This is a genomic window from Burkholderia sp. 9120, assembly GCF_000745015.1.
Classification (GTDB): domain Bacteria; phylum Pseudomonadota; class Gammaproteobacteria; order Burkholderiales; family Burkholderiaceae; genus Paraburkholderia.
Genome location: NZ_JQNA01000001.1, coordinates 1522397 through 1536858 on the forward strand (window position 1 = coordinate 1522397; position 14462 = coordinate 1536858).

The 14462-nt window shown below is 63.5% G+C and carries 13 protein-coding genes; 7 read left to right on the forward strand and 6 right to left on the reverse strand.

Annotated elements, in window-relative coordinates:
• Positions 1-302: 302 nt before the first annotated feature.
• The gene (locus FA94_RS06795) at positions 303-587 is read left to right on the forward strand and encodes a hypothetical protein (RefSeq protein WP_035548172.1); all 285 of its coding nucleotides are present in this window, start codon (positions 303-305) and stop codon (positions 585-587) included.
• A gap of 278 nt (positions 588-865) precedes the next feature.
• On the opposite strand, the gene FA94_RS06800 is transcribed toward FA94_RS06795, so the two are convergent.
• From FA94_RS06800 to xseA, 3 genes are all read right to left on the reverse strand, one after another.
• Positions 866-3325 carry a tetratricopeptide repeat protein gene (locus FA94_RS06800; protein WP_063771766.1) on the reverse strand — a complete coding sequence of 820 codons (2460 nt, stop codon included), beginning with the start codon at positions 3323-3325 and terminating at the stop codon, positions 866-868.
• Positions 3326-3968: 643 nt separating this feature from the next.
• Complete coding sequence (gene sodB / locus FA94_RS06805; RefSeq protein ID WP_035548176.1) at positions 3969-4547, reverse strand: superoxide dismutase [Fe]; 579 nt, start codon at positions 4545-4547, stop codon at positions 3969-3971.
• Between the two features lie 219 nt (positions 4548-4766).
• Positions 4767-6146: an exodeoxyribonuclease VII large subunit gene (xseA, locus tag FA94_RS06810; protein WP_035548179.1), complete on the reverse strand. Its 1380-nt coding sequence runs from the start codon at positions 6144-6146 to the stop codon at positions 4767-4769.
• Between the two features lie 615 nt (positions 6147-6761).
• Between xseA and lpxK the strand changes: the two genes are divergently transcribed.
• The 5 genes from lpxK (at position 6762) to FA94_RS06835 (ending at position 10680) form a co-directional block, all read left to right on the forward strand.
• On the forward strand, positions 6762-7778 hold the full coding sequence (gene lpxK, locus FA94_RS06815) for a tetraacyldisaccharide 4'-kinase (RefSeq protein WP_035548182.1): 1017 nt from the start codon (positions 6762-6764) through the stop codon (positions 7776-7778).
• A complete protein-coding gene (locus tag FA94_RS06820; protein ID WP_007180583.1) occupies positions 7759-7962 on the forward strand; it encodes a Trm112 family protein in 204 nt (67 codons plus the stop codon). Before lpxK ends, FA94_RS06820 begins: the two co-directional genes overlap by 20 nt.
• A gap of 15 nt (positions 7963-7977) precedes the next feature.
• Positions 7978-8778 (forward strand): 3-deoxy-manno-octulosonate cytidylyltransferase, encoded by an 801-nt coding sequence (gene kdsB, locus FA94_RS06825; protein ID WP_035548185.1) that lies wholly within the window; start codon positions 7978-7980, stop codon positions 8776-8778.
• Positions 8779-8991: 213 nt separating this feature from the next.
• Positions 8992-9657, forward strand: a complete 666-nt coding sequence (gene adk, locus FA94_RS06830) for an adenylate kinase (RefSeq protein ID WP_035548187.1) — start codon at positions 8992-8994, stop codon at positions 9655-9657.
• A gap of 264 nt (positions 9658-9921) precedes the next feature.
• A complete protein-coding gene (locus FA94_RS06835) occupies positions 9922-10680 on the forward strand; it encodes a 3-hydroxyacyl-CoA dehydrogenase (protein ID WP_035548190.1) in 759 nt (252 codons plus the stop codon).
• A gap of 117 nt (positions 10681-10797) precedes the next feature.
• On the opposite strand, the gene FA94_RS06840 is transcribed toward FA94_RS06835, so the two are convergent.
• Together FA94_RS06840 and murJ are read right to left on the reverse strand one after the other, a co-directional pair.
• The gene (locus FA94_RS06840; RefSeq protein WP_035549461.1) at positions 10798-11640 is read right to left on the reverse strand and encodes a SirB1 family protein; all 843 of its coding nucleotides are present in this window, start codon (positions 11638-11640) and stop codon (positions 10798-10800) included.
• A gap of 5 nt (positions 11641-11645) precedes the next feature.
• On the reverse strand, positions 11646-13196 hold the full coding sequence (gene murJ, locus FA94_RS06845; RefSeq protein ID WP_035548194.1) for a murein biosynthesis integral membrane protein MurJ: 1551 nt from the start codon (positions 13194-13196) through the stop codon (positions 11646-11648).
• Positions 13197-13618: 422 nt separating this feature from the next.
• Between murJ and rpsT the strand changes: the two genes are divergently transcribed.
• Positions 13619-13897, forward strand: a complete 279-nt coding sequence (rpsT, locus tag FA94_RS06850; protein WP_035548198.1) for a 30S ribosomal protein S20 — start codon at positions 13619-13621, stop codon at positions 13895-13897.
• A gap of 199 nt (positions 13898-14096) precedes the next feature.
• Here rpsT and FA94_RS06855 read toward each other — a convergent pair whose 3' ends face one another.
• Positions 14097-14441 (reverse strand): DUF3579 domain-containing protein, encoded by a 345-nt coding sequence (locus tag FA94_RS06855; RefSeq protein WP_035548200.1) that lies wholly within the window; start codon positions 14439-14441, stop codon positions 14097-14099.
• Positions 14442-14462: the final 21 nt, after the last annotated feature.

The window sequence follows — 14462 nt, forward strand, 5'->3', positions numbered from 1 at the left end:
TGGCGTCGCCTCGCGCCGGCCGGGCGTGGCACAGCGAGGTGGTTCATTACACGCTTGCTGCGCCGACATATCGGGTAACGCTTGTAAGCGCATCCGCAACCTGTTTGCGACTTGAGCCGCCTAGACTGGCCTCCGCCCTGCCGCGCAATGGCGTCACTAAGGCGTGACCAGGGCGGCCGGCGTGACACGTTCAGAAGCGCATCCGAACGACGTCGTGCGGATTGCGGACGCGTCGCGCGCAGCGGCGTGCACACGACTCGGGCTCGACGGAAACCCGTCAACGACACATCAGGAACGACACGATGAAACGGCTTGTTTTCGTAGTGGGCACGGCTTGCGCGGCCTGTATTCCGGCCGCCTTCGCGCAGTCGAATCCGGCTTTGCAGAACTCGGTGTTCGCGCAACCGGCAACCACCACGACGTTCTCCAGCGCCTCCGTCGCGCAGAACTTCCAGTACATCAATCATCCGCCGCCGCCCGCACCGGCTAGTGCGGTCGCACCGAGCGGCGGGGGCCGTGGCGGCCATCGGCGCCGGCAGACGTCGACGGATGCCAGCACGGACAGCAGCGGATCAACGCAACCGTAATCCGTGGCGCTCGTCCGTACCCGTCGACGAATCAGGCGCTCTCACACAGCCGTCCGACCGTCGCGCCGCAGTTACCAACTGTGACAAAGCTTGCACCGCAAAGTGGCCCGGTGGGCACGAACCACGAGATTTCGCGAGCGAGGGAGGGAGCAAGTGGGTGAGCTCAGTGATGACACGCCGCAAGCGCTCCGAACGACGCCACCACCGCCCGCTTCCCCCCATGCAGCGACTAGCATCGCTCGCAACCCAAACCCAACGCGAAAAACAAACGCCGCCCCTCAAAACGGGCGATTAATCCCGACACCCGGCAGCGACCGCGCCTCACCACCCGCTTCAACGCCTCCCGCCCGCTCACGCCTGCTTCGCGCGAGACGGCGCGACTGATCGCACCACTCCCGCCAGACCTTGAGGTACACCGCTTCGACATGCACCGCGAAGCGCGCGCCGTCCATCAACGGCGACGCCGCGAGACGCGCCCGCAAACCTGCGCGGATATCGCCCAAACGCGGCAGATCGCGAGCCAGCCGAACGGCAATGTCGACGAACTGCGCGTCGGTATCCGCAACCAGTTCGCGCAGTCCGAGGTTGGCCGACTGGCTCAAGCCCGCGCGCCCCACGGCCGTCTCGCCGACCCGCGTGACGACCGGCACGCCCATCCAGTACGAATCGAGACTCGTCGTGTGGCCGTTATACGGAAACGTGTCGAGGCCCACGTCGATCCGGTGATACGTGCGCAGGTAGTCCGCACGCGGCCGGAACGGTGTGAAAGCGATCCGTTCCGCTGCGATGTCCTGCTGGCCGAGCCGCTCGACCAGACTCGCGCGCGCCGCACCCGCCGGCGCCATCAGCAGCAGACGGGCATCGGCCACTTCGCGCATCACGCTGCCCCACATCGCGAAAGTCGTGTCGCTCAGCTTGCACGGATTGTTCAGGCAGCCAAACGTCGGGTAACCGTTCGATAGCGCGGGCAACGCGTTGACCTCCGGCGTATCCGTCAACGGGTCGTAGCACCAGAACGAATCCGGTAGGCGGATCGAACGCTCGCTATACATCGTGTCGGCGCCAGCCGGATCGAGCCACGGATCGGTCAGGCGATAGTCGATCGCGCCGATGCCGGTCGTCCCCGGATACGCGAGCCACGCAATCTGCACCGGCGCGGGTTTGCGCGCGAACAGCAGCGGACGGCCATCCGCCATATGCATGGTCAGGTCGATCAGAATGTCGATGCGGTCGTCGCGGATCGTCTGCGCGAGCTGTTCGTCGTCGAGGTTGCGCACGTCGCGCCAGACGTCGGCGTGAGTAGCCACGCGTTGCGTCAGATCGTCAGGCCGCGCGACGCTCGCGTAACAGAAAATCTCGAAGCGTTCGTGATCGTGATGCGACAGCAGCGGCAGCGTGAACAGCGTCTGGCAATGATCGCGAAAATCCGGCGACACGTAGCCGATACGCAGGCGGCGCGACGGCGTCGGGTCGTTCGAATGCGGCTGATGCGCGCCGCGAAACGGTGCTTCATGACGCGCCGACCAGCGGCGGCATTCGTGCAGCAGCGGTTGTGAGTGTTCCGCCTGAAACGTCAGCGCGTAGGCCAGATTGCTGTGCGCGACGACGTTGCACGGATCGCACGTCAACGCGCGACGATAGCTGTCGATGCCATCCGCGAGACGCCCCTGGTCTTTCAGCACATTGCCGAGATTGTTATGCGTGACGGAATGATGCGGCTCGACGGCCAATGCTTCGCGCAGATGCGCTTCGGCATCGGCGAAACGGCCGAGCGTGCGCATCAGCGTCGCGGCATTGTTGAGCGCGGCGACGAAACCTGGGCGCAGTTGAATCGCCGTGACGAACGCGTTGGCGGCTTCGACACGCGAACCGGCTTCCTGATAGACGATGCCCAGGTTGTTGTACGCGTCCGCATGGGCGGGCGCCTGCGCGATGGCGCGTTGATAGTGGATCACTGCTTCGCGCTTTTTGCCGAGCGCGTGCAATGCATTGGCGAGGTTATACGACGCCTCCGGGAACACCGGATCGATCTCGATCGCGCTCGTCAGCAAGTCCACCGCGCGCGCGAAATCGCCACGTCGATGCAGCGCGACACCGAGATTCACAAGTCCGCACGGCGACGCCGGCGCGGCCCGCACCGCCGCTTCGAGCAGCACGAGCGCTTCGTCGAGACGGCCGAGCGCTTCGAGCAGCGTGCCGAGATTGGTGAGCGCGTTGGCGTCGCCGGGCTGCGCGTCGAGCGCGCGCCGGTATGCGGCTTCCGCGTGCTCCGCGTCGCCTTGTTGACGATGACAGTTGCCGAGATTGTTGAGCGCGTCGGCGTGCGTGGCGTTGAGCGCGAGGACCGACGTGTAGGTGTCGATCGCGGCGGGGTAATCGGCAGCGGATTGCTGCGCGGCGGCCAGCGAGAACAGCACGTCGACCGATACCTCCGGTTCGAGCGCCAGCGCTTGCCGGTAAGCGGCAATCGCGGCCGTGAACTCTTGTGCGCCGGCAAGCACCTGGCCGCGCACGAAGTGATAACGCGCGTTATCGGGAACCAGGCTCAACGCGCTGTCGAGCCAGCCGAGCGCGGCATCATACGCACCGCATTGCATGTCGAGCACGCCGAGGCGGTACGTCCAGTTCGCGTTGCCGGGCTCGATGGCGAGCCCGCTTTCGTACAACTTGCGCGCGGGACCGAACTCGCCCGCGACGTGGTGTGCTGTCGCGAGTTCCAGAATCTGCTTGCTGTCCATCGTGCCCCCGGGCGTAACGCTTTTTCATCGATTGCGCGTCGACCCGGACGGTTGTCCGGATGGCGTCCCCGTCATGCCGTCAGCGAGACGAATCGTCGGCTGCGCGACGGGGGACGAACGCTCGGGAACGATAGCGAGCCGGCTCTTACCGATGTTTACCGGTTCGCACCGGCGGCAACATGGTGAAACAGGTTGGCGATACGGCGGAATGGACGGGACAGGAGCGCGGCAATCATGCGGCGCGGTAGGCCGTGGGCAATCGCAAGCAAGGCGCACCAGACGCTGCGGATATAGCCAGCACGGCGCTAGCCTTGCTCAACCGATGGGGCCGGAAGAAAAAAATCTTTCGATGCTGAAACGCGGGGCTTTCGGCAAGAGACGCGCCATGATGCGATCGCCTGACGATGCTTGCCCTTTGGAAGAAATATCCGGTAAACCGTAAGTAATAGTGCGTGCGGATAGCGCGTGGGAAGCGGGTCGAACTGCGGCGGGAATACGACGAAATGGCCAACTGTCACGTTTCTATCGGCTTGCGTTCAGCGAAACGAAGCGAGACGCGGCGAAAACAAAAAAGCCCTCACAGTGGAGGGCTTTCCTTGATACCAGCGTGACCAACTAGTCGCTCACGCTACAACCGGCAATCTCACGCGAAGTTCTTCGACGCGAATTCCCAGTTGGCGATGTTCCAGAATGCTTCGACGAACTTCGGACGCGCATTGCGGTAGTCGATGTAATACGCGTGTTCCCACACGTCGATCGTCAGCAGTGCCTTCGCGTCGGTGGTCAGCGGCGTAGCGGCGTTGCTGGTCGACACGAGGTCGAGCGAACCGTCAGCCTTCTTCACCAGCCATGCCCAACCCGAGCCGAACGTGCCGACTGCGGTTTTAGCGAACTCTTCCTTGAACTTGTCGAACGAACCCCACTTGGCGTTGATCGCGTCGGCCAGTGCGCCGGTCGGAGCACCACCACCTTGCGGCGACAGGCTGTTCCAGAAGAACGTGTGGTTCCACACTTGGGCGGCGTTGTTGAACAGGCCACCCGTTGCCTTCTTGACGATCTCTTCGAGCGACAGGTTCTCGAACTCCGTGCCCTTGATCAGATTGTTCAGGTTGGTCACATAGGTCTGGTGATGCTTGCCGTAGTGGAACTCGAGCGTCTCTTCCGACATATGCGGGACGAGTGCGTTTTTCGCGAACGGCAGCGGCGGGAGCGTATGTTCCATGGTGCTTTCCTTTGTCTGTATCTGTTGTGGGGGAGTCTGCGGACTACACTTTTGAGCACTCGATTGTAGGCGAGTTGGAATAACCCCGCAAACCAACGGACTTTATGCCCGGCATCGGCGAACATGCCGCACATAGCGCGTAATTAGTGCTGTCGCATGCGTTGTGCCCGCCCTTCGCGGCAGTCGAAAATGCAGCGTTCGGGGACCTTTGGCAGTCGCTCAGAAATCGTCGGAGAGACGGGCTTGCACGTCGGCGATTGCGATATCCGCGGACCCTTCCGCGAGATGCACGGTGAGACGCCGCCCCGGCTTCAACGACGACGGTGCGCGCACCGCGCGACCGTTCTGCGCGTCGAGCACCGCTGCATAGCCGCGCTCCAGCGTGCGCTGCGGGCTCAGCACTTCGAGCCGCGCGGCCAGCGTGCCGATCTTCGCGCTCTGACGTTCATGCTGGCGTAACAATGCCGCGTCCAGACGTTGCGTGAGATTGCCCAGCTTCGCCTGATGCGCGGCGAGATCGGGACGCCAGCGCTGCCAGCGCATCTGCGACAGCGAAAACCGCGCTCGCGCATCGCGCACCGGACGCGCGCCCGCCGACGCGAGCCGCACGCTCAACTGCTGCAAATGCGTGCGTTGCCGCGCCAGACGTTCGGCCGGCGACACCAGCCGGCGCGCCAGCCAGTCGAGTTGCTGGGCGCGCCGCTCCATCATGCGGCCGAAGCCGCGCGCGAGCGTGGCGCGCCGCTGATCGAGGTCGCGCAGCAACAGCACACGTTGCGGGCTGACGAGTTCGGCGGCGCCGGTTGGGGTCGGCGCGCGGACGTCGGCGGCGAAATCGGCGATCGTGAAATCGGTTTCGTGACCGACGCCGCTCACCACCGGGATCGCGCTTTCGGCGATCGCGCGGGCCAGCACTTCTTCGTTGAAGGCCCACAGGTCTTCGATCGAGCCACCGCCGCGGCACACGATCAGCACGTCGACTTCGCGGCGCGCATTGGCGGCGTCGACCATTGCCGCGAGTTTGGCGCTGACGCCCACGCCCTGCACCGGCGCCGGATAGACGATCACCGGAATATGCGGCGCGCGGCGCGACAGCGTGGTCAGCACGTCACGCAACGCAGCGGCCTGTAGCGACGTGACAATGCCAATCGCGCGCGGATGCGACGGCAGCGCGCGTTTGCGTTCAGCGGCAAAGAGCCCTTCCGCTTCGAGCTGCGCTTTCAAACGCAAGAACGCTTCATAAAGCCGCCCTTGTCCGGTACGCCGCACCGCTTCCACATTCAGTTGCAACTCGCCGCGCGGCTCGTACATCGTCACAAGGGCGCGCACTTCGATACGGTCGCCTTCACGCGGCGTGAACTCGGCGTATTGCGCGCGGCCGCGGAACATCACGCAACGCATCTGCGCTTGCGCGTCCTTGATCGAGAAGTACCAGTGACCGCTCGCGGCACGCGTGAAGTTCGACACTTCGCCCGCCACCCAGACGAGCGGAAACGAGCGTTCGAGCATCGTGCCGATCGCGCGATTGAGCGCGGAAACGGGAACGACGACCTCACCGCCGGGCGCAGCGGACGAAGAAAAAGGGCTTTCGGGATTCATGCGAGGAATGTCTGTGACTGGCCGGACAGACGATAGACCGAGCGGCCATCCACGTCCAGCGCGGCGGGTGAATTGTTAAAAGTGTCCACATGGCGGGAAACGCCTGACGAATCCCGCCAGAGCTGCCGCCAGAGCGCGGAAAGTCGAAGCATCCCGTTGATTTATATGGCATTTATATCTCGTTAAAGAGAATCATTGCCGATGCGGAGGGCTCGGAACGGCCTTCTCCGCCGGTTGGGCGGCAGGTTCTCCACAAAGTTATCCACAGGTTGCGGAGCGCGTGCGAAGGGCCGAATTCGCGTCTTTGTCAAGTCGGGCGACTTGCCGGGCTGGACGCTCGCGCGCTAGAGTGGCGGGTTCTGACGGCAAACCGTAAGCCCAGCGAAGCGTGATGCGCTGCGTGGATAAGCCAGGCTCTGCCGCTGGTTGTCACCTGTTGTCACCCGCTGCTGCTGGATCGTTTCCGCCTCACTTTTTGATCGTCCGGAGAACCGCGTTGATGCTGACCCCGCGTAGTATGTCCGGCCTGACGTCCCGTCTTGCGGCCCACGCCTTCATGCCGCCGCGCCGGCCCGCTTCGGCGGCCAGCGCGCTGTTCGTCCACACGACTTGCCCATGAGCGACTTCAACGACCGTCTCGAAGCACGCCTCGCGCGCGAATGGCAGCAGCGCGGCCCGCTCGCCTGGGCGTTGACGCCCTTCGCCTGCGTGTTCGGCGTGATCGCCGCCGCGCGCCGCGCCGCGTTTTCCCTCGGCTGGCTCAAATCCGTGCGCATCGGCGTGCCCGTGGTGGTGGTCGGCAATGTGACCGTCGGCGGCACCGGCAAGACGCCGACCGTGATCGCGCTGGTGGAAGCGTTACGCGCCGCGGGCTTCAAACCCGGCGTGGTGTCGCGCGGCTACGGCGCGCGCGTGAAAGCGCCGACGCCGGTCACGCCCGCCTCGGCGGCGAGCGTCGGCGGCGACGAACCGTTGCTGATCGCGCGCCGCACCGGTGCGCCGGTGTGGGTCTGTCCAGACCGCGTGGCCGCCGCGCAGGCGCTGTGCGCCGCACATCGCGAAGTCGACGTGATCGTCAGCGACGACGGCTTGCAGCATTACCGCCTGAAGCGCGACGCCGAACTCGTGGTGTTCGACCACCGGCTCGGCGGCAACGGGTTTCTGCTGCCGGCCGGTCCGCTGCGCGAACCGCTGTCGCGCCGTCGCGATGCGACGCTCGTCAACGATCCGTATGCGCGCACCTTGCCCGCGTGGCCGAACACCTTCGCGCTGCCGCTCGCCCCCGCCGACGCCTGGCACCTCGACAATCCCGCGCTGCGTCGTCCGCTCGCGCAATTCAGCGGCGAGCGCGTGCTAGCCGCGGCCGGCATCGGCGCACCCGAGCGCTTTTTCGCGACGCTGCGTGCCGCCGGTCTCACGCCGGCCACCCGCGCGCTGCCCGATCACTACGCGTTCGAGCGCAATCCGTTTACCGATGTGGACGCCGACACGATCCTGATAACGGAAAAGGATGCGGTAAAATTAGGGTCCTGGCACGACGCGCGCATCTGGGTTGTCCCGGTCGAAGCCGCGCTCGATCATCGCCTCATTGCATTAGTTGTGGAGAAAGTCCGTGGACGCTCGCCTGCTTGAAATTCTCGTCTGCCCGATCTGCAAGGGCCCGCTCAGCTACGACCGCGCCGCGCAGGAACTGATCTGCAACGCGGACAAGCTGGCTTATCCGATTCGCGACGGCATTCCCGTCATGCTGGTCGACGAAGCACGGCAGACCGTGGAAGGCACGCCGGTCGATCTGAATCCGGGCTCGGTGGCGTAACTCGCCCCTCTTCCGATGACTGAAGCCAACGCCACCACTCCCCCGTTCATCGCCGTCGTGCCGGCCCGGCTCGCTTCGACGCGCCTGCCCAACAAGCCGCTCGCCGACATCGGCGGCAAGCCGATGGTGGTGCGGGTCGCCGAACGCGCACGCGAATCGGGCGCCCAGCAGGTGCTGATCGCATCAGACGCGCAAGCGGTGCTCGACGCGGCCCGCGACCACGGCTTCGAAGCCGTGCTCACGCGCGCCGATCATCCGTCGGGCACGGACCGTCTCGCCGAGGTCGCCGCGCTGTTCGGCTGGAGCGACGACACGATCGTCGTCAACGTGCAGGGCGACGAACCGCTGATCGATCCGGCGCTGGTGTGCGGCGTTGCGTCGCACCTCGCGGCGAGCCACGGCTGCGCGATCGCCACCGCGGCCCATCCGATCACCGACCCCGCTGAAATCTTCAACCCGAACGTCGTCAAGGTCGTACTCGACGCGCGCGGCGTGGCGTTGTACTTCTCGCGCGCGCCGATTCCCTGGTCGCGCGACGCTTACCAGCCGCACTGGCCGGATGTCGCGTCGATGCCCACGCCGCCGGCCCCCGCGGTCGTCTACCGGCATATCGGGCTGTATGCATATCGTGCGCAATTCCTGCGCACCTACCCCACGCTCGCGATTTCGCCGATCGAGCAGGTCGAGGCGCTCGAACAATTGCGCGCCATGTGGCATGGCGAGCGCATCGCGGTGCGCGTCACCGACAACGCGCCGCTGCCCGGGGTCGACACACCGGCCGATCTCGCACGCGTGCAGGCTTTATTCGGGTCTTGAGCAGAAAAACCCATGGCATAATCGGACGGTTGTGCGCGCCTCCCGTGACAAGCGAGAGTCAGGGTTTGCCCGGTCGCGCCGTGGTCGTCTTTGCAGCGCCGTCGTCTCGACGTGCAGCGCAAGATTCACCATGGCAGTCGACGCGGCCCCCTCGACGTATCGTGGGATGACTGCAGCGCCGCCCAAGAATTCACATAGATCTGGAGATATCACATGCGTTTGATCCTTTTGGGTGCGCCCGGTGCGGGTAAGGGCACTCAGGCAACCTTCATCAAGGAAAAATTCGGCATTCCGCAGATTTCCACCGGCGACATGTTGCGCGCGGCCGTCAAGGCCGGCACGCCGCTCGGCATGGAAGCCAAGCGTTTCATGGACGCGGGCGAGCTGGTCACAGACGAGCTGATCATCAATCTGGTGAAGGAACGTCTGCTGCAGGCCGACTGCGCGAACGGTTATCTGTTCGACGGTTTTCCGCGCACCATTCCGCAAGCCGAAGCCATGAAGCAGGCCGGCGTCGCGATCGACTACGTGCTCGAGATCGACGTGCCGTTCGACGAGATCATCGTGCGCATGAGCGGCCGTCGCTCGCACGCCGCGTCGGGTCGTACGTACCACGTCAAGTTCAATCCGCCCAAGGTCGAAGGCGTGGACGACGTGACCGGCGAACCGCTGATCCAGCGCGACGACGACAAGGAAGAAACGGTCAAGAAGCGCCTGGAAGTGTATGAAGCGCAAACCAAGCCGCTGATCGAGTACTACACCACGTGGGCCAATAACGGCGACGCGTCGACTTCACTGAAGGCCCCGCAATATCGCCGCATTTCGGGCCTCGGTAGCGTCGACGAAATTCGTGGCCGCGCATTCGAAGCGCTGAAGTAAGCGCGCCTCGCACCGAGTTTGTCCGATGAAAAACCCGCCCTTGCCGGCGGGTTTTTTCATTATGCGGCGTGACTTTTATCAAGTTCGTATTGGGCTGCCGCGATTAGGATTAATTAGCCATCCGTAGCGGTTCGGGGTCGAAAGGCAACTGGCCTGCCGACGCAGCCGCTGCGCTTTCCGCAATGCAGCATAGCCGTTACAATCGATTATCGAAAAGATATTCGATCCAGACACAACTGAACAAACCGTAGCAAAGGAGAAGACATGGAGATTCATGACAACGTATTCCTGATCACCGGTGGTGCATCGGGTCTCGGCGCCGCAACGGCTCGCCTGTTCGTCGAAAACGGCGGGAAGGTGGTGCTCGCCGACCTGAACGAAGCGGCCGGCCAGGCGCTCGCGCAGGAACTCGGCGGCGTGTTCGTCAAATGCGATGTGAGCCGCGAAGACGACGCAACGCAAGCCGTCGAAGCCGCCACGAAGCTCGGCACGCTGCGCGGCCTGATCAATTGCGCGGGTGTCGCGCCGGCCGTCAAGACGGTGGGCAAAGATGGCCCGCATCCGCTCGAGTCGTTCTCGCGCACCATCTCGATCAACCTGATCGGCACCTTCAACATGGTCCGGCTCGCGGCCGCAGCCATGTCGAAAAACGAACCGAACGCGAATGGCGAGCGTGGCGTGATCGTCAACACGGCGTCGGTGGCGGCATTCGACGGGCAAATCGGCCAGGCGGCCTATGCGGCGTCGAAAGCTGGCGTAGCCGGCATGACGCTGCCGATCGCCCGCGACCTGTCGCGCAACGCGATCCGTGTGATGACAATCGCGCCGGGCATCTTCGAAACGCCGATGTTGCTCGGCATGCCGCAGGAAGTGCAGGACGCCCTCGGCGCGATGGTGCCGTTCCCCCCGCGCCTCGGCAAGCCGATCGAATACGCGATGCTGGCCAAGCAGATTTTCGACAATCCGATGCTCAATGGCGAAGTGATTCGTCTGGACGGCGCGATCCGGATGCAGCCGAAGTAACTTGACTAGGCCGCTGTGCCCCGCTGGGTTCGATCGGGCGGCGCGCGCCAATGCAAAAACGCCTGCGCATGAATCATGCACAGGCGTTTTTTATTGCGTCTGGTTTAGATAGCGAGCCTAGTCGCCGTCGTTGTGCTGCGTGCGTTGCCGCAACTCATGCAATTGCGATTCGACCACGGTTGCGTCCTCGGCATCCGGACAATCGCCGAGATAACGTTCAAGGTCTTCGAGCGCGGGACGCAAATAATCGAGCCGTGCATAAGCGAAGCCGCGATCCCGCACCTCTTCGATACTATTCGGCAACAGGATCACCAGACGCTGCTGCACCGCCAGCAGCCGCTGCCAACGTTCCGTCTGAAGATACGTGGACTTCAGATTGCGCAGCATTCGCGCGATGATCTCGCGCCGCGTGGCCGGTTGCAGCAGCATACGCAACGCGCGGCTCACCGAGTCGCTGGCCGACGCCACATACGGCTCCAGCATCTCCACCATCTGCGACTCGGACAGCGAATGTCCGTTGGTCGGATCGAGCATCACGTCGCCGTCGGGCGTGGTGACGCGCAGCAGAAAGTGCCCCGGAAACGACACGCCGCGCGCCGGAATACCGATCTGCTCAGCCATTTCCAGATACAGCACCGCGAGCGAAATCGGAATGCCGCGGCGACGCTTGAGCACCGCGTTCAGATGGCTGTTGTCGGGGTCTTCGTAATCGTTGAGGTTTCGGGCGAAACCCAGTTCGCGGAAGAAAAAGCGATTCAGAATGCCGACCTTCTGCCGGATGTCGGCGTCGTCCGGCATGCGGCGCTGCAGGCGCACCACCAACTCATCGATCTCGGCCAGCGTGCCTTGCAGATCGAGGTCCGGATAAGCGTCCTGCGCTAGCGAGAGCGCCGCCTCGGTGAGCGGCAGGCTGTCGTCTTCCGCGACGAGCGTGCTGAAATAGTCGAGAACTCGCGTCATCGTGATCACTTCACTCGTCTTTTGAAATACGCGTACTTGAAGCCCATCAGCCAAAGCATACCGAAATATAGCGCGGCGAACAGAACGAGGCACGCCGCCAGCAACGCAATCCGGTCGACCGGCCGGTCATGCATGCCGATCCAGTCGAAACTGATGGCCAGCCAGTGCATCACGCCGGAGAGCACCAGACAGGCGCCGAGCAATTGCACGAAAAATTTGAGCCAGCCGCTCGACGGCATATAGATGCCGCGCTTGCGCAGGCCCAGAAACAGCAGCAGCGCATTGCCGCACGCGCCGAGCCCGACGCTCAGCGTGAGGCCGGCATGCGCGAAAATCGGTACGAATACATAGTTGCTGAGTTGCGTCAGCACCAGCACGACCACGCCGATCTTCACCGGCGTTTTGATGTCCTGCTTCGCGTAGAAACCCGGCGCGAGGATCTTGATCAGAATCAGGCCGATCAGGCCGACGCCGTACGCCGCGAGCGCGCGGCTGACCATGACGACCGAATTGGCGTCGAACTTACCGTAGTGGAACAGGACGGCGGTCAACGGTTCGGCGAAGAAAAACAGCGCGATCGCGCTCGGCGCGGCCAGCAGGAAGGTGACGCGCAGACCCCAGTCGAGCAGCGACGAATACTCGTGCGGATCGGCGTCGACGTGCGCCTTCGACAGGCTCGGCAGCAAAATCGTGCCGAGCGCGACGCCCAGCAGCGCGGTCGGGAACTCCATCAGGCGATCGGCGTAGTTGATCCACGAGACGGCGCCCGGGCCGATGCGCGACGCGATGTTCGTGTTGATGATCAGACTGATCTGCGCGACCGAGACCGCGAACATGGCGGGCACCATCTTCGCCAGCACGCGTTTTACGCCGCGATGCGCGAGCGCCTTCAGCGGATTCAGGCCGATGCGCGGGATCATGTCGATCTTCTTCAGACCCGGCAGTTGCACGATGAACTGCAACACCCCGCCGACGATCACCGCCCACGCGAGCGCATAGACCGGCGTTTGCATGCGCGGCGCGACGAACACCGCCGCGCCAATGAACGCGACGTTCAGCAGCACCGGCGCAAACGCGGGCAACGAGAAGTTCTTGTACGTATTCAGCACGCCCGACGCCAGCGACGTCAGCGAGATGAAGATGATGTACGGGAACATGATGCGGGTCATGGTGACCGCGAGCGTGTACGCGTGGCCTTCGTGCGCCAAACCCGACGCGACGACGAACACCACGCCGGACGCGAACACCACGCCGAGAATCGACATGACCGCCAGCGCCCACGCAAGCACTGTAGAAGTGGCATCGACCAGCGCCTTGGTGGCGTCATGCCCCTGGCTGTTCTTGAACTCGGCGAGGATGGGCACGAAAGCTTGCGAGAACGCGCCTTCGGCCGAAATACGGCGCAGCAGGTTCGGAATGCGGAAGGCGACGTAGAACGCGTCAGTGTATTGACTGGCACCGAACGCGCGTGCGATCAGCGTTTCGCGGGCCAGTCCGGTCACGCGCGACAGCAGCGTGAAGCCGCTGACCGTCAGCAGGGCTCGGAATAGATTCATGGGGCGCTTATTATACGGGTGCCGCAGGAGCGGACGACGAGCCGGAACGCGAATTGGATCGCGCAGACCGCGAATCGGACAGATTTGTCGCGCGGACGTTCGATCCGACCGCGATCTAATGCACATTCCGAGCGGGTGGCCCGATCGCGGTAGCACATTCCCCGTTGCCACGTGCCTGATTTTGTTGCTATAATCGCCGGTTTCGAAGCTCGCTCAACTTTCGGACGGGGTTCAGGTCGGCACCACGCCACCTGCTCAAAGCCTCAAATCCTCCGAAACACGGCCCGCCTTCGCGTCGTACGATCGAATTTTTTCGACACTTTTGCGCTCTTGGGCAATCGCTTCCAGGAGTTCGGATTAAAAGCAGCACCTCACCACTTGAAGGTCGGGTACTGGAAACAGGAACAGGATAAGGAACCGTCATGGCTAATACCGCACAAGCACGTAAGCGCGCCCGCCAGGCCGCCAAGGCAAACTCGCACAACTCGGCACTGCGCTCGAAGTTCCGCACGGCCATCAAGGCTGTCCGCAAGGCGATCGACGCCGGCGACAAGGCTAAGGCCCTTGAAATCTTCAAGGCATCGTCGAAGACCATCGACATCATTGCCGACAAGAAAATCGTTCACAAGAACAAGGCTGCTCGCAACAAGAGCCGTCTCGCCGCAGCCCTCAAGGGTCTGCAAGCGCCCGCAGCGCAGTAATTCCGGTCAGCCCGCTTCGGTGGGCTACCTCCTGTTTCCGCTGCACAAAAAAGCCCGCTTTGGTGGGCTTTTTTGCTTGGGGCTCGGCGGTTAGCATTTTGCGCTCAGGCCGCCCTACTCGCTGAAGCCACCGCCGCTTCAGACACAAAAAAACCCGCTACTGGCGGGTTTTTGTTTTTGCCGATCCGGCTGACACGCGTTAAATCACGTGTCTTTTTTCTTGCGGCGTGGCGTGCTCGAGTTGCAATTCACACGCTTCGGTCACGAGAAGGTCATTGTCTTTCGCGAAGTTGAGCACGAAGTCGAAGGCCATGGGTTCGATGTCCCGCAAGCGCGAATCGAGAATCACGCACTTGAGGTCGCCGATCATGGTCGGCCGGACGTAGGACGAATACTGCATGTAGGCGTTCGGCCCCTTTTTCGACCCGGGGCCGAAGCATGCCATCACGCCCGCAAGCCGCTCCGACCAGTCGCTCGGTCGGAACCGCTTTCCCTTCGACGTGATGCCCTGAATGAAAAATTCGGTTGGAGCTTCTTCGGCCATGTAGGAATACCTGTGTAACTG

Bases quoted from the DNA above. Each gene is read 5' to 3' on its own strand.
- kdsB (WP_035548185.1), top strand. From the start codon at position 7,978: ATGACTGAAGCCAACGCCACCACTCCCCCGTTCATCGCCGTCGTGCCG.
- FA94_RS06840 (WP_035549461.1), bottom strand. From the start codon at position 11,640: ATGACGCGAGTTCTCGACTATTTCAGCACGCTCGTCGCGGAAGACGAC.
- xseA (WP_035548179.1), bottom strand. From the start codon at position 6,146: ATGAATCCCGAAAGCCCTTTTTCTTCGTCCGCTGCGCCCGGCGGTGAG.
- FA94_RS06800 (WP_063771766.1), bottom strand. From the start codon at position 3,325: ATGGACAGCAAGCAGATTCTGGAACTCGCGACAGCACACCACGTCGCG.
- lpxK (WP_035548182.1), top strand. From the start codon at position 6,762: ATGAGCGACTTCAACGACCGTCTCGAAGCACGCCTCGCGCGCGAATGG.
- rpsT (WP_035548198.1), top strand. From the start codon at position 13,619: ATGGCTAATACCGCACAAGCACGTAAGCGCGCCCGCCAGGCCGCCAAG.
- FA94_RS06795 (WP_035548172.1), top strand. From the start codon at position 303: ATGAAACGGCTTGTTTTCGTAGTGGGCACGGCTTGCGCGGCCTGTATT.
- sodB (WP_035548176.1), bottom strand. From the start codon at position 4,547: ATGGAACATACGCTCCCGCCGCTGCCGTTCGCGAAAAACGCACTCGTC.
- adk (WP_035548187.1), top strand. From the start codon at position 8,992: ATGCGTTTGATCCTTTTGGGTGCGCCCGGTGCGGGTAAGGGCACTCAG.
- murJ (WP_035548194.1), bottom strand. From the start codon at position 13,196: ATGAATCTATTCCGAGCCCTGCTGACGGTCAGCGGCTTCACGCTGCTG.
- FA94_RS06835 (WP_035548190.1), top strand. From the start codon at position 9,922: ATGGAGATTCATGACAACGTATTCCTGATCACCGGTGGTGCATCGGGT.
- FA94_RS06855 (WP_035548200.1), bottom strand. From the start codon at position 14,441: ATGGCCGAAGAAGCTCCAACCGAATTTTTCATTCAGGGCATCACGTCG.